This is a genomic window from Paenibacillus sp. RRE4, from assembly GCF_031844205.1.
Taxonomy (GTDB): domain Bacteria; phylum Bacillota; class Bacilli; order Paenibacillales; family Paenibacillaceae; genus Paenibacillus; species Paenibacillus xylanexedens_B.
The window spans coordinates 1,764,398-1,789,614 of sequence record NZ_JAUZUT010000001.1 but is presented as its reverse complement, the minus strand read 5'-3'; the positions used below and the strand labels follow the sequence as shown (position 1 = coordinate 1,789,614).

Below are 25,217 nucleotides of genomic sequence, written 5' to 3'. Positions count from 1 at the left end.
ATAATCTTTGAAGAAGATAGAATTTTAAATTATTGTGGTATCCGTGTAGTAAATGTCCATGGAACACCATTTTGTTCTACGACAGTCCCTTGCATATAAGCATTATCATCTGGATCCGCAGCTTTGAAAGCGTCATTTGAGATTTCAATAGAATAATTAGCACCGTATTTCAAACCCGGGTTGTTAATATAGATCTTATTCTCATCTATTAAGAAATCATTTCCCATTAAAACCATATAAGAAGCTTCAACTTGATTAGATGTCAGGTTCCTAATGATAATGCTGGAGTAACTGCTCATATTTATTTTTACAGGCCGATTATACGTAATTACTAATGGTGCATTGGTCTTAACTTCCGTAGAACCATTCGATGGCGAAAGATTTACGATATCCTCCTGTTTTACCGCAACCGTTGACTCACTACGAAGGACTACCGGTTTTCCTTGAGGACGATCAGATGAATAAGATTCAGGTGTAATCTGTAAAAAGAGATATTTCTCTTGCTCGGCATCAGTAATCTTATATACTGCATCAGTAGCTCCTATGATTTCTGTTTTATCTTCTCCACTTGCTTCGGAGCCCCGATACCATTGATAGTGCATCGTTCTAAGTGTATCGCCGTCAGGGTCAAAGAAATCGGTGTTACTTGTTAACGTAGCGCCCACTTTCAAATCCCCATTTAACAAGCCATTCAACACATATGGAGCGTCATCGACTTGCTTGAAAGTTAATACATAGCTATTATCTTTAGCCCCAAGAGATTGGTTAGCGTAACCACTTAGCAAAGCATTCATATCTGCCAATTCAGGTTCACCGTTTCGATCTACATCTGCTTGATTCATCTCTACAAAAGAGAAGCCACGACGGGTTACCATGTTACGAAGGTAATTGTATAGCTGAACTGCATCCGCAGAATCAACTTTGTCGTCACCGTTTAGATCTCCTTTTTTGCTGATGTAGAGCTCTATATTGTCTCTAATCATTTCCCCTTCTGGGGATAGTGCATTTTTAGCCTGCAATTGAATGTTGATCTTGCCGCTACGGTAAGGAACAACAATAAGTTTATTTTCACTAGTTACATAAGCGCGAGCGACATTGGTATTATCTGAGATCGCACCGAGTTGAGTAAACCTCTCAGAAGGAAAATGAGTACTCAAATCTATAGTGACCGTATTATTATCAACTCCGATTGGCATAGAGGGCATAATAGGTAGCGCATCCACTTGCTCAGACGAATGGCTTAGCCAATAAATATCATCATTAAGTACCGGGCGTGAGATGTTAATAGTCGGCTCAATTGCTCCTGCTTGAACCTGAGGAAGTGAACCAGTTACAGGCAAGGCAATACCAAGACCGAGTGCAGCCAACATGCTTTTTCTCATGATCGGCTTTAATTTATTGTGTTTATTTTTCCCCTTCAATTCATGTTCCTCCTCGTGTTTATCTGATTTTTAATATAGATACATAGCAAGTATAACGACCTATTCTGAACCGATTCTGAACAGGTCCATAGAACTATTACCAGTTAATATTCGACAAAAAACGCCATGGGATATGCTCCCATAGCGTTTTAACCATCAAAAAATTTCCATATTCCATTTAATTTTCGAAAAAAATATTTTTAAATGCCTTCCACAATTCGCTTCGCGCGAGTGCTTACTTCACGATATAACTCATCCTCATCTATGGTAAGCAACTTTCTGTCCTGCATCAGGATCTGCCCATCTACAATGGCGGTGTGCACATCCGCCCCATTCACGCTGTAGGCCAACAGCGACTCTACATTATGAATGGGCTGCAGGTGAGGTTTGACAAGGTCAATCAGAATGAGATCCGCTTTGTATCCAGGTGCAAGCATCCCCACTTCATTTTGCAATGATAACAATTTTGCACTCCCACGGGTTGCCATATCAAGTACTTGACGTGCTGGAAGCCGGGTTGGATCACCGTATTCCAGCTTTTGCAGCCAGCATGCAGCCTTGATTTCTTCGAACATATCCAGTGTTGTTGCGCTCCCTGCTCCATCTGTGCCGATTCCTACCGTGATCCCTTCGGCAATCATCGCCTCAACCGGAGCTATGCCACAACCGAGCTTAAGGTTGCTCACCGGATTATGGGCGACACCGCCGCGCATGCCCTTCAGCCTGCGGATGTCTTGAGGGTTCAGATGTACTCCGTGAGCCAGTAGCACATGCGCCCGCTCGAACATACCTGATTCCTCCAAATATTCCGTGGGTGTCATATCATAGCGGCTACGAATCTTCTCTACTTCTTCCTTCGTTTCTGCCAGATGAATGTGCAGCGGAATCTCGTCCTGAACAGCCATCGCAATGACTTCACGCAGCGGTTCCATCGGACAAGTATAAGGAGAGTGCGGCCCATACATCGTTGTGATTCGACCATTCGCTTTCCCCGACCAGCGTTGCACCAGATCGATCGCTTCCTGCAACCTGCGTCCTCCGTCATCCTCCATAAAAACCATTCCCCGTGTCAACGATGCACGCATGCCCGTTTCAGTGACTGCTTCCGCAATCTCATTCATGTGAATGTACATATCGGCAAAAGCGGTTGTTCCGGAACGAATCATCTCTGCAATGCCCAGTTTGGCCCCCCAATAAATATCTTCGGGTGTCATCCGCGCTTCAGCAGGCAGCATCTTGCGCTCCAGCCAGTCCATCAGCTTCAGATCATCGGAAAAACCTCGAAGCAGACTCATTGGCGAATGCTGGTGGGCATTCACAAGACCGGGCATCGCCAGTTTATTTCGAGCATCGATCACCTCGTCCTCAGGTTGAGGCATGATATGACTGGCGATCTGCACAATCTGGTTCCCTTCTATACGAATATCGCCCATAAAAGGTGCTCCGGCTTCTTGCATCGTTAGAACCGTTGCTTGCTGAATCAAAATACCCATGTACTTTCACTCCTCTGAATTGGAACTTGTAATTTGTGTCCAATCCAGCGTAAGGCTTCACGCAGCGGCAAGGTCAATCACTTTATCCGGGCAATTGCCAATTGATGAAAAGTTCGGATAAATGGTCTGGGATCAATCTCTACCATATAAGGATACACCCCTGTACTCGTATGCAAATAGAAAAAACCGCCTTCATCCCCCATCCGGCGAAATGACATATCAAACACTTCCGTAATCCTGAACTCCCTGTATTTGGTTACGATTCGATCCGAATAAAGCGTCATGGTACGTGCATTCCTCTCAATCTCCTGCGAAAGGCCTGTCATCTCTCGTTGTACTCTGTAATAAGGCAGTATGGCGATACAGTCCATGTTCTCCCTCCAATCGTGCTTGATCCATAGTTTCATCATAGCAGATTGGAGCTTTCAGACAAAAACTTTAAGCCGGGTTTAAGAACTGAGGCCATCCGTCGCGCCTCTTACCCGTCAGGTTAGATGATCTTCGTTACCACATTTAACGGGTATTCCAGCTCCTCTTGAATATCCTGTATGGAGAAACATTGCTCCACATGATACACGCCTGGCTGTTGAGACTTTGTATAAACTCTTTTGGCCACAGCGGCAGCGACCTCTGCTGTTAGAACTGCTTCCTTCTCGCCAACCAAGAGCTGTTCCATTCCCACCCGCTCTCCATTTTTCCATCCAGCAACATCTACCTTCACAGCAAACATCGGCTTACCACCCGGAATCCAAGCAAATGCTTTAACTGCCAGATTACGAAGCCAGGCAAAACGCAACAGCTTCAGTAGTCCTGCTCGTCTCGATATCGAAAGTGCTCTCGTGATCCAGCGTGAATCCAGACACAGCCGCGTTGACACATTGGGAATACGAAGTGTTCGAGCTACAGCCTGTTGATCTGAAAAAGGGAATCGATACGCAATATGCCGTCCCAGTCCCTCTCCAAACTCAATCGATTTACCACCGCTCAGGCTCTGTACTTTGACTAGTTGCCCGTGCTGCATGACTTCATAATTGGCATTCATCTGATCCACCGTCCATTCGATTGCCGCCTTGCCGTGTTTCTCCCCGAGACCGAGCATCACCGTGATGTCCGCATCCTGCACTTGATCCAGCTGCGTCGACGCCTCACGCACAAGCAGATTCGTTATGCCGGGTGACAAACCGACGCTGAGAATTGCGGTTGATCCATGGGCCTTCATTACGGAATGCAACCCTTCCATTTGTTTCAAAAAGCCAACCTTGGCGGAAATATCGATATAATCCGTTCTGGCTTTGGCACAGCTTTCAACGAATCGGGTATCGTTCTGATCTACACACATGATGACGAGTTTAACGTGTCGCAACATGGCAGGGTCTACCGTTTTCATAATATCCAGTTGCAGCGGCTTAACTGCGCCACCTGTCTGGCGACTGAATTGTTCCGCACGTTCCAAACGTGTACCCGCTGCCCACACATTGCCGGGAAATGCACGCGCAAGCTGAGTGCAGACCATCTGCCCCACTTGGCCGTAACCACCAACGACCCAGATCTGATCTTTCATGATGTTGTCTTGTTGTATATTAGTCTCGTATTGCATAGTACCCCTCCACCCAGAATGCTCCAAAATAACGGGTTATCCGGGAAAAACCACATTCCGCGAGCAATTTCACTAAAATTTCTGCAGACACGGGATCGGATGTCTGACCGAGCGATGCGGCAAACCGTTCCCATTCCTCGGCAAGCACACCCGCCTGCATCATATGTTCTCGCCAAGCTTGCATCATGACCGGATAAACGGGAGAATCCAGATCTGCATTAACAGACGCAAGAATTAGAGGTGCACCGGGTTTGAGCCTACTGGCGAGATGCATCAGGAAAAACTTTTTAGCTTCCAATCCCTGAATAAAATGCAACATCAACATACTCGTGGCACCATCGTACAAGTCATCCTCAGGTAATTGTTCAATGGTCACAGAATGAAGCTTGACCCGATTCGAGATACCAGCTTCTTGGACTCTTTTTTTCGCCAAATCCAACATCGGCTGAGAGGTATCCATACCCGCCAACAACCAGTCAGCATGTTTTGTACCCAGCAAAGTAATCTCCGTTCCTCCTCCAGCCCCGGTAACTAATAATTTAATATCGGCGTTGTTATCTGCTATTGTTGCTGTGAGAAGTTTATCCATCAGATCATGCATATGGGCATACCCCGGAATTTTGAGAGTTATCGATTGCTCATATCGATAGATGTCTGCGTTCTCCCAACTCATCGATAAAGGATTGTCGGAGAGTGTACACTCCGTTCCATGATTACGTTTTTCGCCCCACGTACCATCTATATGATCTTTCATCGTAGCTACACTCCTCTGAATTTGAAGTTAGACTTGACTCTGTAATCGTCTAATTTCATTATAGAAGGATACATACAGATGACCATCCCATAAGTATGGGATATTAACGTACTCGGGAAGGAGCCTATGCATTTGACCAGCTTGATCACTCCACAGAATAGCCACCGGATTACTTCCCTTGAAAAAGGAAACTGGACCTCTCGGACCTATCGGGAAGCTGTTCTCAAACAAATACAAATGGTCATCGCATATGATGCCTATTGCTTCACCACCGTAGACCCTTCCACCCTTCTTTCTACAGGTGCGGTGACGGCAGATGGCATTGAAGCCATTCATGATCGATTGTTTATTAATGAATACATGGAAGAGGATATCCATAAATATAGCGATTTGATTCAATCCGGTAAGTATGCAGCCATTTTACATGCTTCCATTCAATCAAGGCCTGGAGCAAGTTCACGTTATACGAATATTTTACAGCCTGCCGGATTCGGGGATGAGCTTCGCACGGTGTTTGTGAATAACGATGCCTGCTGGGGTTATCTCACGTTGTACCGCAAACAGAACAAACCTACATTCTCGGAAGAAGAGCGGGAGCTTATGCAACACTGGGCATCGTCAGTTGCATTTATGCTACGGACAACTCATCTATTATTGATGGAAGAGCTTCAAGGTGGCAGTCCGCGGGAGCCGGGCATTGTTATTTTACGCGCTTCGCTCGAACCTGTAATGCAAAATCCGGCCGCACATTACTGGTTATCCGAATTACGCCGATTGGAGCAGGTTGAATCCGATGTGCTTCCGAGACCAGTCCGTGCCGTGAGTTCTCATCTACTGAAATCCATTCAAAAGAATGCCTCGTCAGCTTCACCAGCATCGGACAGTTCACTGTCCAAAGTCTGTGTCCAGTTGGCGGACGGTCGTTATGTTATGCTTCAGGCTAGTTTGATGCAGTCTTTCGAATCGGCAGAACATTCAGAGAAATGGGATCAGATCGCCGTTTGGCTGGAGCAGGCCATGCCTCAAGACTTACTCCCCCTGCTGTCCGAGAGTTATGCCTTATCCGCTCGGGAGCGTGAATTGCTCGCCTATGTACTACGCAGCTTTTCCTCGAAGGAAATTGCAGCGGCTATGCATATTTCAACCTACACCGTTCAAGATCATCTGAAGTCCATCTTCGCCAAAACAAAGGTTTCCTCCCGTCGGGAGTTAATCTGGCATTTTGTTTCCCGTTTTCAGTTATCCGGAGAGCCGGAGATACCTGGAATGTAGGTTAAGCAAACAAAAGGAGCGTGTCCCCATGGACGCGCTCCTTTTGTTTGCGTGATTTAAATATTTTTATACCTCTACTACGACTTGGCAGGTTTAGCAGAACGTTTGGAAGCACCTGCATTTTTTTCATTTTTTGTATTTTTTGCATTATTCGTATTTTTAGTATTCTTCATGCTTTTAGCACCTTTGATGTGATCTGGCTTTTTCGTACTTACTTGCGTCACTTCGGCTACCTGAGGATGCTCTACTGGGTACAATTTGCGGAACAGCAGTGTCTGCAGTACTAAAAACGAGCCCCCGACCGTCCAGTACAGCGGCATAGCTGCTGGTGCGGAAAACGAGAAAAATGCCATCATCAGCGGGGAGATATAGCCCATAATCGCAAACTGTTTGCGCTGTTCAGGAGCCATATTTGCCTGTGACACCTTCGCCTGAATGAGATAAATAACCGCTACAACTACGGCCAGTACATAGTCAGGTGCTCCAAGCTTAAACCATAAAAACGAATGGGACGACAGCTCTGGCGTTAGCCGAATTGCTGTGTAGATCCCTGATAAAATCGGGAGTTGAATTAACAATGGCAAACAGCCAATATTCAGCGGGTTGAATTTATGCTTTTTGTACAACGCCATTGTCTCTTCAGACAACTTCTGCCGACTAGCCGTATCGTTCTTGCCCTCGTATTTTTTCTTAATGGCATCCAGTTCAGGTTTCATCGCATTCATAATCACCCGTGTTCCCTGCTGGGACTTCGCTTGACGCATCATGAGCGGTAACAATGCGAGACGAATGACAAGTGTGATGACGATAATCGCTACACCATAACTTCCATTAAATATACTGGCGATATGCTGAATCAGATACGACAGTGGGAATACGATGTAATGATTAAAGAACCCTGGCGTGGAAGAATTAATCTCTGATACATTATTACTGCATCCGGCAAGCAGCATAACTGCGAATAAAATCGCAATCAGGCCATAGATCCGTCCCTTGCCAGATGTGAGCGTAAACCTCTTGTTTGCATTATGTTCCATATATATCCTCCTTGTTGATTGGTTGATTCCAGTCTCAACAAGGAAATACAGTCTGGTTCATCTTCATCCGGTGCTTCTTTTCGTCTGACCATGCGGCTCCAGTCTTCCGGCCTGCGCTGTAAGTTCAAGCCAAGTGCCGGAAAGACAGGTTCAATTCCGTCTCCAGCTCCACCTTCCATCCAGTACTCCGTCATACCACAATGAAGATGGGCAATATAGGCGTAACTGACGGTAAAAATCAGACCAATGGAGAATATATACGGTAATAGCTCATGTAATTCAAACAAGAGATTCACCCCCTTCATACGTTTATTTTTACATTATAGCACTTACATATCACGTTTGCATAAATGAACTGCTGGCAAATCCAAACTCCGCTCTATTCCGTTCTTAATTTGGACAATTCTACCCGGGCTACAAGATCACAAAGATGGGATGAAGAGATTATTTTATCAATCACGGGAAAAAGCTCCATTCATCTATCTACGTTTTATTCTTAATGATAAAATAAGAACAAAAATAAAAATCTTGACCGATATAACTTCTTATTTTAGATTGCTAAGGAACGTCATACATCATGTCATTAAGGAGGAACCCCGTTGAAGTTGCATCAGCAATACTTGCTACTCCACAGCCAGCTCGGAGAAGCATTAGAACACACCATAACGCTAGCAGATCTCGCTGTGATCCTTGACTGTACCCATCGCAACACATTAACGATTGTGAAAAAAATGGCTTCTTTGGGCTGGATTCATTGGCATGCCCAGCGGGGACGGGGACGGCGTTCGACTCTGTCATTACTAGCTCCAGCAGACCAAATTGCTACAGAGTACATGATGAAAGCGATGAATCGCCTGGAGTTGCAAGAGGCTGCCGATCAAGTTCGTGCATTCTCCAATTCAATGTCTATGCAACATGTTCTGAACCAGTGGCTGCTCGGTTATTCAGGGCACCACACGGAAGCTGGAACAAACAATGAACAAATCGATACGCTTCGTTTGCCTGTTCGTCAGCAACTTCATGCGCTCGATCCGTTATATATTAATTTGCTTGCCGAGTCTTTTGTAACTAGCCACGTATACGATGGACTTGTGCAGCGAGACGAGCGAGGACACATTTTGCCCTGCCTAGCGCATACATGGGATGTATCCGATGATAGACATACATGGATTTTCCATTTGCGGAAAGGGGTTTATTTTCACAACGGCAGCCCCTTTACAGCATCAAATGTGGTTTATTCGTTTGAACGATTGTTATCTACGGAGCGGCGTACATTGTACCGTGAGGTTATGAAGCAGATCCATTCGGTTGAAGTGTTAAACCCATTAACTGTGCGATTCTGTTTAAAGCGACCACAGGAATTATTTTTATCTTTTCTGACGACAAGCCGGGCCGTCATTGTTGCTCGAAACCTGGATACAGATCAGGCAAACATACCTACCGACCCGACACAGTCCATGCTAAAACCGGTAGGAACGGGGCCTTTTAAAGTGACTGTATGGGATCAGAACCTGTGCAGACTTGAAGCTTATGCGGCATATTTTCAAGGCAGAGCCCTTATTGACCGGGTGGATATTCTGCAAATTCCGTGGGGGACTCCACTCGATGAACTTGATTCAGATCAGAAGCCTGCATCTATCGAAAATGTGGAATCTCCCTTTTTTCACCTTGTGCATAATCCGACTAAAACGACGGGAACGGCTTGGACACAGGCAAGTTCAGGTGTGACCGTGACCAAGTTGCTTACGTGTAACACACAAAAAACCGGACCGTTAAACGATCCGGCTGTACGAGCCTATTTGCAACAGTCTATTCACCTGGCACAACAGAAGGGGACACCAAATCGGTCTCAACATCATGAATATAAACATGAGAATAATCCCACTTCGCAGGAGAGCCCTTTTTACGATGAGCCCATCGCCTTGCACCTCGCTACCATCCCGCAATATCGGCCCGATGCTGAGCGGCTTGCACTGATTTTGGAAGGATCCGGTTTTCATTGCACCATACACACAGGCAACATGGAACAATTCAAAGGCGATTGGCGGCTTGAATCTGATCTCATTCTCTTCTCCTTGATTCAAGATCGGGACGTGGAGCTACGCAGATATGATCTGTTCTCCACAATATCTGAGCACCTCGAATCCTCATCTCAGGAGCAAGTTCAACATAGGTTACAATCTATTGCCGCATCTCCACATACCAGCGAGCGTAAGCAGGCACTATTCGACATCGAAGAATTTCTAATTCGTGAACATCTAATGTTCATTTTGTCCCAAAAACCTGTAGAGACCGCTTATCTTCCTTCCGTTCGCGGAATGTCATTCAACAGTCAGGGCTGGGTTAATCTGCGGCATATCTGGTTTCCCTCAGAAAAGTTGTGAACCTTGGTATAGTCCATCATCTTTCTGATAACGTCATACTCTTTCCCGTGTGGGTTCGGGTGTAGTTACGGCTCAAGGAAACCGTATCCTTTCGACGATAAACACCAAGAAGCAAACCGATCATGGCGTATTCAAGCATCACATGAGATCCATATCCGATAAGGGGAAATTCAATACTCATGATTGGGACCATTCCCGTGATGATCGCAACTGAATAACTCAGTTGAAGCGCAAGTGTAGCCGTTATAGAAAGGACAATGATCGAACCAAACTTGTCTTGTATACGCGGCAGCATTTTAAATAATGTACTTACAAACCACACGAGGCCAACAAAAAACAGCGCAAAGGCAGACCATCCAAACACATCAACGAGCATCACCCCGGGAAAACTCAGATAAAGATATTTTAAAGTTGAACCTGTCGGAATGCTCGTTCCATTCCCCCACCACCCCGCTGTTTTGATAATATCTATAATAGCGTTATTCGTAAATCCCATACCCTTAGAGTCTTGATCGAGATTAAATACAACAGACAACCTTTCGAACCGACCATATTGATCGGTTACAAGTAATAGAACGGCTGCAGCCGCTCCGCAAAAACACGCAGTAATCAGCGTATACAGCCACTTTCTTGTAATCCATCCGAACAGTAGCAAAGATATGCACCCAAATAACGACAATCGGACCCAATCCGAGATTTGATAGATAAGTACCATAGGCAAAGCTACTAACGCAACATAGGTAAAGATCATTTGTACGTTCAGACCCGAACGAAAATGGGAAATGACAATCCCGCCGATCGCGAGTGGCAATATCCAAAGGGCGGACGTGGTAACATCGATTGAGAAGCCAAATGGCAATATAAGCATTCTATTCAAGCTACCATACGAGTCTGCTATCACCGGGGTAATCCATAAGAGAACATTCATTAGAATGTATACCCACCAAGCAGATTTAATCCATTTCCTATAGTCGAAAAAGAGGCAGAACAACATGGCTAACATCCCCATACTTGTATATAGTAGATGGACGGATGAGTATTCATTTCCCAAGTCTAATAGACTATTCGTATATATCCAGGTCAAAACCATGCCAATAAGAGCCATCCCCACGACTCCCGCCAATAATCCCCAGTGCATTCGGTGACAATGAATGTTGTGCATTCTTTTGCCTAGATCAGCCGGATCACCCATTTGTTCAATAGCGTATGTGGCAGCTTCCTCCGTTGTAAATCCTTCCTGCTCCTTGTCATAGGTCATCTCTTCGAGATGATTCCCGATTTCTTCACGAAGATCGTTATGTACTTCCCTCGCCCTGACCTGACCACAGATTTGATCCAGATAATTCTGAATCTGTTCCTTTTTTTCTTTCTGCTTCCCCTGCTCTTTCACTTTCTTCTGATTCATCAGGCTAAACCTCCTTCACCGATCACGCGATCTACAGCACGACGAAATACAGACCATTCCGCTTTTTTCTGTTGTAATGCCTGTATGCCTTGCTCTCGAATGGAGTAATATTTCCGTTTTCTGCCCTCCACTTCTGCCCAATAAGCCTCCACCCATCCTTCGATTTCCATCGCATGTAGGATCGGATACAACGTTCCTTCTTTGAGAATAAACACTCCCTCCGATTGACGATGCAGTTCCTTAATCAGCTCATAGCCATACATGGGTTGTGCATGAAGTAAAGTTAAAATTAATGTTTCTGTACTTCCTTTAATCATTTGTTTATTAATCTGCAAACAAAACGCTCCCTCCTAAGTACTGATCTAATGCATCGGAAATCTATGCATAGTTAATCTAGGTGTCATGATACCTTATTATTCCTTCTATGTCCAGCACTCCATTTATCTATTTATGTTAAACTACCTCTATCCAGCCTTGAATTGTGTATAGAATTTTTTTTGATCTTTACAGATTTAGATAGACCGATATTACGAATTAAAGGAGACTTTCTCGCATGAGTAGAAGTAAACTTATTTTCTTTCTTGGCGGAGCCGGAAGTGGCAAAACTACGCTTGCCAAAGCGCTCTCGCGCAAATACAAAGCCGCCTTTCTGGACATGGACATCCTGCTTCGCCCAGCCGCTGAGGCCATTATGACGTTACAAGGGCTTGATCCATCCGACCGGGATTCACCGGAATACAAACGACTGTGCCGTGATCTGGGTTATCGAATCACGATGGACGCCGCCCTGGATAACGTGCAGCTTGGTGTAGATACCCTTGTTGTAGGTCCTTTTACCAAAGAGACCGAGACACCGGATTGGATTGAGCAGGAACTCGCACGCATCGGACGGTCTCTTCATGACACCGATGTTCGAGTCGCTTACGTTTATTTGCAGAACGAAGCATTGTATTACCAACGGATTACGGCAAGGCAATCTCCTTTAGATGAATGGAAACTAGCCAACTGGGATGCATTCCGTACCTCTCTAGAGCGAAAAAGAGTCGCTTGGCCTCTTCCCGCCGAATCTGTTGCGTATATCGACAACTCCAGTGACGATCCTGACATTGCCTTTGCTGAATTGGAACGCCGGATGTATAAGTGAAAGGAAAGGGTGACTTTTTCAAAAGGAAGGTGTATCCATAAATTCCTGTACATCGTTTAATGGAAATTGGAGGATAGCTTGACTGAATTGTAATTGGACTGTAGTGAAATGCCGGTTTTTTTACAGGTTAAGCTTTCTTCGGGGCGCAGGTATTGGGGTGAACTGGAACTGGTTCGGGTACCATGGGATTGCAAGTTGCGTTGAGCATGCAAGGTAGGTATGAAGGCAATCAATCTCTAACGATCCTGAGAGAGCTTATTTGAACCTTTTTGGCGGTTTTAAAATTCTAACGATCTCAGGTGACGCTATTTTCCTAAAATCGCCCCGATCACAGCCAAAAAGTCACCGAAACAACGAAATAAGCTCTCTGGTGATCGTTAGATTTTCCTATCAGTCTAGATGGAGGAAATAAGGTTCCTAGTGATCGTTAGAACTTTAAGGGTGAGGATTAGAACTCATTTTTGCTATTCTTGACTGATACGTTAACCTTTCCTATCACCACTCCGTTTGATCACTCTCTCCGTTCTGCTCTTCCCCATAACCTGCTTGACACACTCATTTCGACTCGGTAAACAAAAAACACGAGAGAGTGTATGCTCTCCTCGTGTTTTCAGTATTTTCAGTATTTTCAGTGTTTTCAGTGTTTTCAGTGTTTTCAGTGTTTTTTCTATTTTCTCACGCTCGTTGTACCTTGTATTTCCCCAATTCCACTACTGCATCACACTTCACTCGCCTGCTTCTTTTTCTCCCGCCGTTCAGCAATACGAGCCGTAATGAGTTTATGACTCTCGTCAATCTCCTCGGGCGTGCAGGCCGCTTTCAGTTCGTACACTTTCACTGGGGATCGATCAATGATATCCAGGAATGAATCAAAATAAGTCATGTCCTGACTATGAATATAAGGACACCAGTGATCTGACAACCCTACCGTTTCATGGATGTGAACCCCCACGACATGATCGATCAGCGCATTGGCTTCACGCACGTTATCATACAATCCCATCCGATCCATCATCATGCCGTGGCCGATATCATACCATAACCCAAGCGGTGCCCCCTTCATCTGACCAATGATCGATCCTGCTTCCTGTAGCGTAGGCATCTGATAACAGCGTGAACGGGTTTCAATTCCGAAATTCACACCGTATCCACGCTGCTCCGAAAGATTACATACCTCTTCCAGGCTTTCCTGTATGCGTTTCAAATAGTGTTCACTTCCAGCCTGCCTCTTCTCCAGCATCTCCTGCCACAAAGCTTGATAAGCCGGTGAATCCTTGCCTTGCTCGTGATAGATCTTTTTCAGAGCTTCGTCAATGTTATACTCAAACGGGACTTCTCCCGGGTGCACAACTACTGCCTTTGCCCCGTAGCGATGAGCATACTCCGCAGAACGAAGCAACAATTCAATTGCCCTTTTGCGCAGTGGCTCATCGTCGAACCCAAGCAACACCGAATCCGTTCCGTAATCCGGATCGGCCACATGCGGGAACGTGTTATGCACACTCGATACACCCACTTGCCCACGTTCAATCATCGGTTCAATCGTCTTTAATAGCTCATCCGTCACATTATAATTCAACTCCACCTGCCTGAATCCAAGCGACAGAATCTCTTCGATCATACCTTCGCCCTTCGTATGGCGCTTGATATTCCAGCATGTCGAGAAAGAGTACTCTTTTTTGTCTGTGTACATTTACCCTGCCCTCCTCCTTACATACTTTAACCCTACCATAGCCCTTCTAATAGCCTTCTGAAAACGTCCACTTATATTCTTCTGCCTAACCCTATGATACCGTCTTGCATCATCGATCTATTCAATGATACTGAGTTCAAACCTCATCCTGTTATCCGTCACGCCCGGAACATAGCGGTAGATTATTTCAGCATAGTCGGTATACATTAACACTGTCGGCGATGGGGCTTCGGCTTTTACAGAACAGGTTAGCCCCGGAAGCGTCCAACGTGTTGGTTGTAAATGCTGTGGATGCAAGTGAGGTCCTTTAATTTCAAAATAAACCTCGATCTCCTCCGCCGTATCCAGCTGCACCTCAATTTGCAATGACTCCGCTGTGACTTCTGCTTCAAAAGTGATACCGCGCAGATGGCTGTTCCAGTCTCCGCCTGTTTCACGCCGAACAAGACGCAGGTAATACCGCTCCCCTGTCTCGGTCTGCCAATGAATCGTTGCAGGATGCATCTGGCCGTTCGTATTGCGACTGCCGGACATCGCACCTATCATTCGTGTTTCACCAATCCAGGCCGAAGCGGTGCACAAATTTCGATTCGCTTTTGGATCGCTCCGTTCACACAGCTCCATGAACTGTTTTTGCACGAGTCGATCTCCTTGATGGGCTTTGAAATACGGTACAGCCTCTTCAGGGACATCAACACCCAATAATGCAATCATCGGATCATGCCCTGATTCACAGTTCATTCCCGTCAAATACTCGTAGCCTTCTCCCAGCAAAAGATAGAGAAATACACCGATCGAGCTATGCTCCCGCATCTCCATATCATATGCGCGGGCGAATGGACCCGATAGATTCTCCAGGTTGGCATTGTAATAAAGCGCAATATTGTTCCATAATCCATGTTCAATCCGGTGTGCAATTTCAGTCATTCGTTTCGTCATCGCATACTTTCGGAACATGCCAAGTACGGCAAGATCCACCCCGTAATAGGTCGTGGTATTGAACTCGGCAAACGTCCCTCCGTACTGCTCAAACTCCTGTAACAGACCTTCGGCCTGCTCATCCGCATGCTGAATCCAATCTACCCGCTCGAACCGGTGTCCATAATAATGGGTAATAAAAATATGCATCAGTTCAATGTTCGTGTTCATCGGAATCACATCTGACCGTCTGCGGTCCACAGAGCCCTGAACCGCTCGTTCCATCGCTTCATCCATCCGCTGAATAAGCTTATCCGGCAGAAGTTCCGCAAACTCGGTTGTCGCTATAGCACACACACATGCGATAAATTCCCGCCAGTTTGGATCATAACTTATCCAGACCGGGGGCAAAACAGCGTCCACGGACGCATAGAACAGCTCTCTCAATCGTTTGACGTCTGCGTCTTTCTTCACCAAATCATTCTCTTGCTGCAGGTTATGAATAAACTGCGCAGACACCTTCTCAAAGGTGCGTTCCAGGAAATAGGCTGTGCCTGGCGCAAATGATTTCCACGCATAATGACCCGCGGGTGGATGCTCTTCATTCGTCTGGGTCGCGAAGGTGCCGTGATAAATTTCTTCCGGTGCATCATATTGATAATCAAGCACTTTATGAAGTACACGAACAGCCCGCTCCACATCGCCGGGCTCCTGACGAATAAGCAAGCCCAGCGCATAATGCGCACTTCCTCGTGTACCGTGCTGTGATGCATCGTCTTCAAAACTGCGAAGCAATGCAAATTCATCGTCATAAAAACGATCCATCATGACCATGGACTGGTGAACCAGATGCTGCTGTTCGTTGGACATCTTCTTAACCATCGGTTGTGTCATGCCTATGACCTCCTGAGACGTTAGCCTTTTACAGCACCTACCATTACACCGCTGATGAAAAACCGCTGCAACCACGGATAGACAAGCAGAATTGGCAATGTCGAAAATATTACGCTGGCTGCTTTCAAGCTTTCCGGTAATACATGAACTGCACCAATACCTTCATTTTGCATCAGTTCGGTAATTTGGTTCTGCTGAATCATCTGATATAACTTCAATTGTAACGGATACAACTCCGGTTTGGTAATATACATCAATGCATCCTGGAATCCATTCCAGCGTCCTACAGCGTAAAACAAGCTGAGTGTAGCCATTACCGGAAGAGACAGCGGTAGAATGATGCGGATTAACGTTCCAATCTGGGTACTGCCATCAATATCTGCCGCCTCCTCCAGACTCTCCGGAATGCCGCGGAAAAAGGTGATCAGAATAATCATATAAAACGGGCTGATTAGTCCAGGAAGAATGAGTCCCCAAGTGCTGTCAAGCAGATGCAAGTTTTTGATCAAAATATACTCCGGGATAATACCCCCGCTAAAAAACATCGTTACAACAATGACCAGCATGAACCATTTGCGGCCTCTCAGACTGCTTTTGGCAAGAGGATATGCTGCCATAATCGTCATAAGCATACTAAGCACCGTGCTCAGAACCGTCAACCAGATCGTATAGATCAGGGAACGAATCATGGAACCATCACCAAACACCTTACCGTATGCCTCCCAGGACAGCTCTTTTGGGAAAAAGGAAACCTCTCCCGAACCAATCGCCCGGTTCGAGCTAAGCGAGATGGCAATGATATGGATGAATGGTGCAAGGCATAATACCATCGCAATGATAATCAGAGTTACATTTACTGTGTTGAATATTCGATTCGCCGTGTTTTCCGACATCTCACTCACTCCTTACAGATCATAGATGGACACCGTGTTGCCGCAGATGCATTCGTTTTGTTACATAATGCTCTCATCTGTCAATTTTTTAGATGCGTAGTTCGCGCCCAGGATGAAAATCAGTCCAACGACAGCTTGGAACAGTCCCACTGCGGTCGCCAGAGTCACCTGACCGGATTGCAGACCCAGACGGTATACAAATGTACTGAGTACATCCGAGTATTCGCGTACTGCTACATTTCCGATGATGAACGGCCGGTCAAAGCTGATGGAAATCATGTTTCCGACGTTAATGATCAGCAAGGTAACAATGGTCGTTTTGATGCCTGGCAGAGAGATATGCCAAATTCTGCGCAAACGGCTCGCCCCGTCTACCTCGGCTGCTTCATAAAGCTCACGGTTAATGCCTGTAAGGGATGCCAGATACAAAATCGTTCCCCAGCCTGCACTCTGCCACACACCTACGGCGAGATACGTAAAGATCCAATAGTTTTTATCCGAAAGAAACGGAAGCGGATCAAGCCCCATGCTCATTAACATGTTGTTAATGAAGCCTGATTGTGTGCCAAACACCTGCAGTACGATACCACCTATGATGACCCAGGAAATAAAGTGTGGAATGTAAAGCAGCGTCTGTGCCATTTTTTTGAACCAGGCTACTCGTAATTCAAAGAGTAGGATAGCGAGAATCAGCGGTGCCGGAAAGGATACGAGCAAGTCGAGCAGATTCAGAACGATTGTATTACGAAGGGCGGTGTAGAATCCCTGATTTTGAAACACTTCCTTAAACGCATCGAATCCAATCCACTCACTGCCACCGATCCCTTGGAAGAAGTTAAAATCCTTGAAGGCGATCTGTACCCCATACATTGGACCGTATTTGAAAATGATGAAGTATAACATTGGCAGCACAAGTAATGCGTACATTTGCCAGTTTCTGCGGAAATACGTGCCTGTCTTCATAATGTTCCCCCCAAGTCGTGAAGGATATCTCATGGAAGGCGATTCTAACATCGCCCCCATGAAATGTCCTGTTCAATTGCGGTCAGACCTGTCCAACCTGCGCTTATGATCATTACTTCATCGCTTTGTAAGCCTCCGTGCGCTCATCAAGAATGGCTTGACCCCCACTTGCCATATAATCACTCATCATGCTGTTATACACCGCTTCAAAATCAGACGGCTTGGAAATCGTTGTTTTCACAATGAACTCCGAAAATTTGTCTTTTAAGCCGTTACCATAACGAGATTCCGCCTCAATGGGTTTGGAGAAACGTACAGGCTGAATCGTATCCGTATTGGAGATGGTTACGGATTTGCGCATGTCATCCCGGTATTTGGAATCCACCTGAACGACATAAGCCTCTTCGTTTTTCTTTTCGTCTCCGACATATTTGCCGTTTACAATGATCGCAATGTCACCGGAGTTGTAAATCCGACCAGCAATTTCAGGAGGAGCATCTTCTTTGATCTGTGGTACACCGTCTACCAGCTCATAGTTTTCGTCTTTCACGCCGTATTGCAGGTCAAACAGATTGTTGCCAGATGCCATCCAGTCCAGATATTTCATGGCTGCTTCTGCATTTTGACTTGTTTTTGGAATCATGACGTACATTGCATTGGGGGCATATGCCGGCTTGGCAAATTTGCCTTCCGAGTTTTTGAACGCGTCAATCGGTGTCATCACCGCATCCGGTTTGTTCGTTTGCAGGTTTTTATACGTACCTGAGATGTAAATCTCTCCCGCATCTTCACTATAGAAACCTACTTTTCCGTTGGATACATCTTCCCACAGTTTTTTCTTGTCTTTATCCAGCCCGAAGTCTGCACTCATTAACCCCTCGTTATACAAGGTGTTCATATATTTCAGCGCATCCTTGAAGCCAGGCAGCAACGTTGGATAATCATTCGAGCCAAGCTGTTGAGTCAGTGTATATCTCTGTTCTTCCGTGAGAGGCTGAATGAAAGACCAAATCAATGGCTCATATTGTGCCGAAGCGATCGACATCCCCATGGGAATGAGTCCTGATCCCACTTTGCCTGGATCTTTCTCCTTGAATGCTTTCAGGACGGTGTGCAATTCTTCAGCCGTTTGAGGTGAAGGCAATCCGAGTGAATCCAGCCAGTCCTGCCGGACATACGAAGCATACTTGCCTAACACCAGACGTTTACCCGGGACTGCGAATTGTTGCCCATCATATTGACCGTATGCGAGCGTGTCATCACCCAGGAATGTTTTCAGATTACTTCCTTCTTTGTTCAGCAGATCGGTCAATTCTGTCAAACCGCCTTGTGAAGCATAACGATTAAATGTACCGGAATCATAAGTGAACACAACATCAGGCACTTCAGAACCGCTTGCCATGAGCACGTTAAGCTTCTGCACTTCTTCTGAACGCGGAACCGGAACAAATTTAACATCAATATTGTTCGGGTCACCAAATTCCTTTTGAATGAAGCGTGTCAGATAACTATCGGAGATGGTGTAACCTGCCGGTGTATTTCCCCGGTCAAAAATTTCTACTTTCAACGTGGTTCTGTTCCCCGCCCCCGCTTCCCCGGATGATGAAGATGATGATTCACTACCTGACGAACACGCGGATAATAATAGAGTGAATGCTGTTACCGCTGCGAGAATCGAACTTGCCTTTCCTGCCTTGCGTCTTTGAAATAATTTCATTTGACCTTTCCCCTTTCGCACCCATCCTGTAATGATTCACATGATCGCCACTCCGTTATAGCTGTCCAACTTGTCGCACCTGTGAATGTCATTAATTATTACATTGTTTTCTGAAAATCGACAATAAACTATTTTCAAAACAGGAAAATTCTATTTTTTACGTTAAAAAACCTATCTCATAAACAATATTCCTGACAATAAACTATTTTCAAGCCATTTATGTTATATAACCTAACACATTTTTAGGTTGTTCTCACTCTTTTTCAGGTGGTAATCCTCTCCAATTCGACAATTAACGACATTCACTAATCTATTTTCCTGATCAGCGCGCAAATAAAAAAGACCGCCTTATTCGCGGTCATTTCTAAACAACCTATGATGATGCTAGTTGGCTAGTTTCTTGGAGCAAGATTAAAACGAACGTCTCCAAAAAGCGTATCTACTGCGCTTCCCCCGAATTCATCCAGCACATACTCTTTACTCTTGTCGAGATGTTCCAGAATTAATACATTCAACTTCTGATCATCATGAATCCCGCCCAGCTTGAACCGCACAGGTAAGCTCAGTTGTTCAGCTGTCCCAGTCATGATCTGAACGAGCTCTGACTCATGTCTGTTCCTACTAGTCATGTAACTTCCCGTTGGAATGTCCAAAGAATATCGTGATCCATCCATGCTAAAATTGAAGGTATTGTTATCCGTTGTAATGTTAACCTTGCTACCAAGCTCCAAGGAGCCCCAAACTTGTTGCCCATACTGATGCATTTTGTTTCCCCCCTTTTGATATCTATAGTTTAGAACATGTTGTTTGTTTTCTAACTGTTTTTACTTTATTTTTCGAGCAGCCTCACAAAAAACTCCTCTAAGAAGCAACAGAGAAAATCTACGTTGCTTCTTAGAGGAGTTATCCAATAATATCTTATTTTATTAAGGTAAGACATCAGCGATATCAACAGATTTATTCCGCTTAACCTAACATCCTGCCTCGGTTTTATAGTTCATCTTGCTTGCCATACTGCTTGCGATAATCCCCGGGAGTCACGCCAATCACCCGTTTGAACACTCTGCCAAACGAGATCGCATTAGCGTAACCCACTTGTTGGGCAATATCCTGAATAGCCATATCCGTTGATGTCAGCATTCGGCATGCTTTTTCCACTCTCAGCTTCACAAGAAAATCCACAAACTTCATATCGAATTCTTCTTTGAACAAATAACTCGCATATTTACCCGAGATTTGAAAACGGTCGCTCAGATGTTTCAGCGACAGATCCGGGTCATCGAAATGCTCCTCAATGTATACGCGTAGCTCGTTAATCATCGCACGGTGACTTTTCGTTTCGTTAACGGCAACATAATTGCGATAGACCTCTTTGAGCCAATCCATCAAAATCCCCCGAATGCCTTCGAGTGTGTCAACCTCCTGGATTTGCGAGCGGAGCCGCACCAAAAACAGCTCATCAAATTGGTGTTGCAAACGTTCGGATAACTCCCCAAACTCACGCGCCAACATCTGAATCAGCGATTGCAAGAGCATACGAATATCTTTATCGTTCATTTGGTCTTCATGGAACGCAATAAACATCCGGTCAAGCTGTGCACGCCACCCATCCCCCGTAAGTCTGAACTCCCGAACGATGTCTGCGAGCATTTGCAAATATTTGTACGAATGCAGCTCCATATGGCCTGGCAGTTGTTCACTGAGCACAATCGCATTCTGACCAAGGGTGAGCCGGTGCTGCAGAGCTGTGTCTGCGCTGCTATAGGATCGAGTGATTTCCTCCCATCCATTAACCGTCTGCCCAATTCCGAACGTAAACCGAATACGGAAATGCTCAGCAATCCACATATGCAACTGTTTAGCCAAATCCATCAGCTGTTCACGGCTCAGTCCTTCTTTTTCATTGGAGGCAACTACAACGATCAGACGACGATTGCCAAACCATTCTGCCCATGCACCAAACTGGCTCTCTTTCTGCACCAGTTCCTTGAACACGTTCATCAATGCCATTTTCAACGTATTGGAATGAGCGGGTAGGTCTGTCCCATCCATCTCCGCTACCAATACAGCGGCACACTGCGGCTCAAGAAAACGTTCCTCAAGCGGCTGCAAGTGACGAAGACGCTGACGGAAAGAATCTATACGTTCACCCTCCATCAAATCCACAAGCAACTGCCTGCGATGAATCAGTAGATTCTCATGATGCTGTTTCTCGTAATCCACCGTTTGAGCAATGAGATGTTCCAGCGCCCGGTCGATCAGTGCAAGCTCGTTTTTGACAGAAGGTGCGGCATTCTCTTCATGCACACGTGGCTGTAGCGCCTGAATGCGATTCATCATCAGCTGCATGGGTTTTACGTTTCTACGTGTAATATAGATTAAACCTGCGACCGCACCAGCAATGGTGAGAATACCAATCCCAATCCACACATAGGACACCAGCGATACCCATGAATATAACTGACCCGTTTGAATACCACTCTCAAAGGTAAGCCCCAGCTTCTCAGCCTTGACCCGGTTAAGGACATTCCCCTCTGCCGAGTCAATCCGATGAGCCGAATATACGAGATCCCCATGGCTATCCTTCACCTGTAGAAAAGAGAGATTCGCATCCGTCATATTGTCAATTTGCCTCTCCAAGGCATACAACCGTATTGTAATAACAAGCAGGCCTTCACCACCCCAAGGTAGTGGCAGCCATTTATTCATGCTGATGACCTGTGAAGGGACGTCAAATGAACGTTCTTTGTAGGATCTGGGCTGATTCCAACCCAGATTCAGTTTATTTTTCAACGCCTGTTCGATATACGATTTATCCTCAAATTCCTCAAAACTTACCATGCCTCTAGGTGTAATAATGCTCGAATCCGACATTCGGTAGAGGTAAATCGATTGCACCATACCCTGTTGATCAACCATACGGTTCAGATCACTGGCTGCATCATAAATAAACTGACTGGACAATTGTCCTTTTTCGGCTTCCAAAAAACGACTGTACATTTTGTTCGTTACAATTTCATCCAGCAGTTTCATCTCGATATCGCCTAACGAACGCTCCAATGTGCTGACAATGTAATGTGAAGAGATCAGATCTGCTTTTCTGGTTTCTTTTCGTGACAGTTCGTTAACAATCAGGAAGGAGAGAAAGATCAGAATGGAAATCGTGAGCAGAAATAGGGGGAAATATGAATAAATCAACCTGGTGTGCCAAGTCCGCTTCAGATTTACCTTCATAGGCTTCAGTTCCTTCCGTTTTTACTTTAGTTTCTACCTCTACTTCTACTCTAACGGGTATGCCCTTCTCTGCTCTTTGGCCTGTCTGCTGACGATATACAGAATGATTGCCCCCATTGCCGCACTGATTGTACAAGCCAGATACATCATTGACGGGCCGCCAGTGTCCAACAAATAGCCGTTAAGCATATTCCCCACAATGCCTCCGAGTCCTGCAAACACCATGTTAAACAAGCTTTGACCCGTCGCCTGCATTTCACGTCCAGTAACAGACGCTACATATTCCACTGCCGCGATATAGAAAAATCCAAACGACAATCCGTGCAGTACCTGAACACCAATCATCACTTCCGGGCTGGGCCATAACCATTGAATCCCCCAGCGCAACATGTAGGCTCCCGCCGCTAGCAACATGGTTCGTTCATGCCCCCACCTGCGTAACACATAAGCGGCTACCAGCATAGAGGGTACATTGGTGATGGAAGCGATCAAAAGAGCTGTACCCGTCAAGGCAACCGAGCCGCCAGCCATCTGAAATGAAATAACAAAAAAGGAGTTAAATGCAGTAAGTGTCTGATTCACCAGAAAACAACCCGTGAGAAAGAGAAGGAACGTGCGATTTCGAAGTAATCTTGCCAAACCTACGGAGAAAGTGACCGAGGACGAGGAAATGCTCGTCTGCTTGGGGAGCGTACCCGCCAGTATTGCGCTTAAGATGTTGAAAAACAGAAAGGGCAACCATAACATATGAATGGAAAACTGGGAAAGATACATCCCTGCAGCGAATCCACCAAGCCCTGTCCCCAGGCTTCCGAACAGCCGAATCATACCGTAAGAGGTATTCGCCGCTCTCGCTGCCGTTACCGCATAGGAGTCAGCTACAGGTATCTGTGTCACTTGAAATATAGTGCACAAAGTATAAATCAAAATTAATATAATGTATACCTGAATATTATAAAAATACGCTAACGCCGCTGGAACAAGCAGGCTGACCACCAATACAAGGCGTGTCTTTTTGAATTTATCCACCAAAATTCCCCAGACAGGCTGGAGAATGATGGATATTAGCGTTCCGAATGCCATGATGAATCCGGTATCCTTACTCGAAAAACCCTGAGCAACCAAAATCGGATTGATGTAAGGGTTAAATATGCCTCCGGCAAGTCCCATAAACAGATATAAACCCTGCAATTTAATTAATACAGCTTTCGCTCCATTGAATTCGGCTTTTGTTTTTTTTGTAGTAGCCGTCATATGTCTATCGCTCATCCGGATCTCCATCCTTTTATTTCTGTAGTCTCTGTGTATGGTTTACTCCTATGACTAGCCGCTACATACGTTCAAGGTGACGTCTAATGGAAGCAAGCGCTCCGATTGCCCCTGCTTTATTGCCAAGCTCGGCAATGACCACTTGAACAGGAAGCACAACATAACGTTTGAGTCTGGCCTGAACTTCATTCAGATAATAGGTTGGATTGGATGCAGCCACTCCGCCGCCGAGTACGATAATCGATGGGTTGAGCAACGCCGTTATATTCGCGAGTCCTCTTGCCATATAACGCATAGGCAGTTCCAGAATTTCAAGTGCAGCCACATCGCCTGACTCCGCCGCCTTGAACACATGTCTTGCTTCAATCTGTTCCACTTCGCCTCCGGCCAGACTCCAGATCAGGGATAGTTCATTTCCTTTTCCCGATCTAAAATAATGCCTTGCCCGCTCCGTAATGCCGGTCCCCGACGTCACTTGTTCAAACACACCGAAGGCATCACCATCTGCTACATATTCGGAGCTAAGTCCCTCATCACCTGTGATAAAATGTCCTATCTCACCAGCCGCACCGTGTTGCCCACTGTGCAATTCTCCATTCAGAACGAGCGCAGCGCCAATGCCTGTACCTACGGTTACCATTACACTATGACGGTGCCCTTTGGCTGCTCCCTCATCCACTTCTCCCATGGCCGCCATGTTCACATCGTTATCCAGAACGACCTTTCCACTGTAGTACTTAGCGATAATCGGCCGAATATCTTCTTCGGGCCACTGGAATGCAGGAGCATTCCGAAGCACAGCTTCATCTTGCAAAATAACACCCGGGAAACCTAGCCCTACACCCGCGAGCCGATCCCAATCACATCCAATCTCTGCACAGAACGTTTTTAATTCCGTAAATAACCACTGGAAAAACAGTTCCGGTTGCTCCGCGAATTGCGTTGGCAATCTGTGCTCATGAACTTCTCCACCGCTTTTCTGATTGGATAACAACATCAGTATTTTGGTTCCTCCGATGTCAACACCGGCAACCCATGAGCCTTTCGCTTCGAGCACTTCAAGCTGTGCTTCTGTCATTACACTTCCTCCTTGGCAGATCTGTTCTTTATGATTCGTAGTACAACGGTA

21 protein-coding genes are annotated in these 25,217 nt (G+C 45.7%); 3 read left to right on the top strand and 18 right to left on the bottom strand.

What is annotated here, in order from left to right; all coding sequences use genetic code 11:
- Positions 1 to 29: 29 nt before the first annotated feature.
- The 5 genes from Q9R46_RS08250 to Q9R46_RS08230 all read right to left on the bottom strand — a co-directional run bounded on the left by Q9R46_RS08250 (position 30) and on the right by Q9R46_RS08230 (position 5,265).
- A complete protein-coding gene (locus Q9R46_RS08250; protein ID WP_311279619.1) occupies positions 30 to 1,421 on the bottom strand; it encodes an Ig-like domain-containing protein in 1,392 nt (463 codons plus the stop codon).
- A gap of 200 nt (positions 1,422 to 1,621) precedes the next feature.
- Positions 1,622 to 2,914 carry an amidohydrolase gene (locus Q9R46_RS08245; RefSeq protein WP_311279618.1) on the bottom strand — a complete coding sequence of 431 codons (1,293 nt, stop codon included), beginning with the start codon at positions 2,912 to 2,914 and terminating at the stop codon, positions 1,622 to 1,624.
- A 77-nt stretch (positions 2,915 to 2,991) separates the two neighbouring features.
- Complete coding sequence (locus Q9R46_RS08240) at positions 2,992 to 3,285, bottom strand: hypothetical protein (protein WP_311279617.1); 294 nt, start codon at positions 3,283 to 3,285, stop codon at positions 2,992 to 2,994.
- Positions 3,286 to 3,404: 119 nt separating this feature from the next.
- Positions 3,405 to 4,511: a saccharopine dehydrogenase family protein gene (locus Q9R46_RS08235; RefSeq protein WP_311279615.1), complete on the bottom strand. Its 1,107-nt coding sequence runs from the start codon at positions 4,509 to 4,511 to the stop codon at positions 3,405 to 3,407.
- Entirely contained in the window at positions 4,495 to 5,265 is a 771-nt protein-coding gene (locus Q9R46_RS08230; protein WP_311279614.1) for a class I SAM-dependent methyltransferase, read from the bottom strand. Before Q9R46_RS08230 ends, Q9R46_RS08235 begins: the two co-directional genes overlap by 17 nt.
- Before the next feature lie 132 nt (positions 5,266 to 5,397).
- Here Q9R46_RS08230 and Q9R46_RS08225 point away from each other — a divergent pair, with 132 nt between their 5' ends.
- Positions 5,398 to 6,537, top strand: a complete 1,140-nt coding sequence (locus tag Q9R46_RS08225) for a LuxR C-terminal-related transcriptional regulator (RefSeq protein ID WP_311279613.1) — start codon at positions 5,398 to 5,400, stop codon at positions 6,535 to 6,537.
- Between the two features lie 77 nt (positions 6,538 to 6,614).
- Here Q9R46_RS08225 and yidC read toward each other — a convergent pair whose 3' ends face one another.
- Both yidC and Q9R46_RS08215 read right to left on the bottom strand, forming a co-directional pair.
- Positions 6,615 to 7,574 (bottom strand): membrane protein insertase YidC, encoded by a 960-nt coding sequence (gene yidC, locus Q9R46_RS08220; RefSeq protein ID WP_311279611.1) that lies wholly within the window; start codon positions 7,572 to 7,574, stop codon positions 6,615 to 6,617.
- Complete coding sequence (locus Q9R46_RS08215) at positions 7,511 to 7,861, bottom strand: hypothetical protein (RefSeq protein WP_145330305.1); 351 nt, start codon at positions 7,859 to 7,861, stop codon at positions 7,511 to 7,513. Before Q9R46_RS08215 ends, yidC begins: the two co-directional genes overlap by 64 nt.
- A 312-nt stretch (positions 7,862 to 8,173) precedes the next feature.
- On the opposite strand from Q9R46_RS08215, the gene Q9R46_RS08210 reads away from it, so the two are divergent.
- Positions 8,174 to 9,958: an ABC transporter substrate-binding protein gene (locus Q9R46_RS08210; protein WP_311279608.1), complete on the top strand. Its 1,785-nt coding sequence runs from the start codon at positions 8,174 to 8,176 to the stop codon at positions 9,956 to 9,958.
- Positions 9,959 to 9,974: 16 nt separating this feature from the next.
- Here Q9R46_RS08210 and Q9R46_RS08205 read toward each other — a convergent pair whose 3' ends face one another.
- On the bottom strand, positions 9,975 to 11,363 hold the full coding sequence (locus tag Q9R46_RS08205; protein WP_311279606.1) for an FtsW/RodA/SpoVE family cell cycle protein: 1,389 nt from the start codon (positions 11,361 to 11,363) through the stop codon (positions 9,975 to 9,977).
- The gene (locus tag Q9R46_RS08200; protein ID WP_145330299.1) at positions 11,363 to 11,698 is read right to left on the bottom strand and encodes a PadR family transcriptional regulator; all 336 of its coding nucleotides are present in this window, start codon (positions 11,696 to 11,698) and stop codon (positions 11,363 to 11,365) included. The genes Q9R46_RS08205 and Q9R46_RS08200 overlap by 1 nt, the downstream gene beginning before the upstream one ends.
- 218 nt (positions 11,699 to 11,916) lie before the next feature.
- Here Q9R46_RS08200 and Q9R46_RS08195 point away from each other — a divergent pair, with 218 nt between their 5' ends.
- Complete coding sequence (locus Q9R46_RS08195) at positions 11,917 to 12,507, top strand: P-loop nucleotide/nucleoside kinase family protein (RefSeq protein ID WP_311279605.1); 591 nt, start codon at positions 11,917 to 11,919, stop codon at positions 12,505 to 12,507.
- Between the two features lie 718 nt (positions 12,508 to 13,225).
- On the opposite strand, the gene Q9R46_RS08190 is transcribed toward Q9R46_RS08195, so the two are convergent.
- From Q9R46_RS08190 to Q9R46_RS08150, 9 genes are all read right to left on the bottom strand, one after another.
- Complete coding sequence (locus Q9R46_RS08190) at positions 13,226 to 14,200, bottom strand: sugar phosphate isomerase/epimerase family protein (protein WP_311279604.1); 975 nt, start codon at positions 14,198 to 14,200, stop codon at positions 13,226 to 13,228.
- Between the two features lie 117 nt (positions 14,201 to 14,317).
- On the bottom strand, positions 14,318 to 16,012 hold the full coding sequence (locus Q9R46_RS08185) for a hypothetical protein (RefSeq protein ID WP_311279603.1): 1,695 nt from the start codon (positions 16,010 to 16,012) through the stop codon (positions 14,318 to 14,320).
- Positions 16,013 to 16,032: 20 nt separating this feature from the next.
- Entirely contained in the window at positions 16,033 to 16,905 is an 873-nt protein-coding gene (locus Q9R46_RS08180; RefSeq protein WP_145330291.1) for a carbohydrate ABC transporter permease, read from the bottom strand.
- A 60-nt stretch (positions 16,906 to 16,965) separates the two neighbouring features.
- Positions 16,966 to 17,868 carry an ABC transporter permease gene (locus Q9R46_RS08175; protein ID WP_311279601.1) on the bottom strand — a complete coding sequence of 301 codons (903 nt, stop codon included), beginning with the start codon at positions 17,866 to 17,868 and terminating at the stop codon, positions 16,966 to 16,968.
- Between the two features lie 112 nt (positions 17,869 to 17,980).
- Positions 17,981 to 19,585, bottom strand: a complete 1,605-nt coding sequence (locus Q9R46_RS08170; protein ID WP_311279600.1) for an extracellular solute-binding protein — start codon at positions 19,583 to 19,585, stop codon at positions 17,981 to 17,983.
- A gap of 392 nt (positions 19,586 to 19,977) precedes the next feature.
- Positions 19,978 to 20,349: a hypothetical protein gene (locus tag Q9R46_RS08165; RefSeq protein ID WP_311279598.1), complete on the bottom strand. Its 372-nt coding sequence runs from the start codon at positions 20,347 to 20,349 to the stop codon at positions 19,978 to 19,980.
- A 226-nt stretch (positions 20,350 to 20,575) separates the two neighbouring features.
- The gene (locus tag Q9R46_RS08160) at positions 20,576 to 22,819 is read right to left on the bottom strand and encodes a helix-turn-helix domain-containing protein (RefSeq protein WP_311279597.1); all 2,244 of its coding nucleotides are present in this window, start codon (positions 22,817 to 22,819) and stop codon (positions 20,576 to 20,578) included.
- 45 nt (positions 22,820 to 22,864) lie between these two features.
- A complete protein-coding gene (locus Q9R46_RS08155) occupies positions 22,865 to 24,088 on the bottom strand; it encodes an MFS transporter (protein ID WP_260989787.1) in 1,224 nt (407 codons plus the stop codon).
- Between the two features lie 61 nt (positions 24,089 to 24,149).
- Positions 24,150 to 25,166 carry an ROK family protein gene (locus tag Q9R46_RS08150; protein ID WP_311279595.1) on the bottom strand — a complete coding sequence of 339 codons (1,017 nt, stop codon included), beginning with the start codon at positions 25,164 to 25,166 and terminating at the stop codon, positions 24,150 to 24,152.
- Positions 25,167 to 25,217 lie beyond the last annotated feature (51 nt).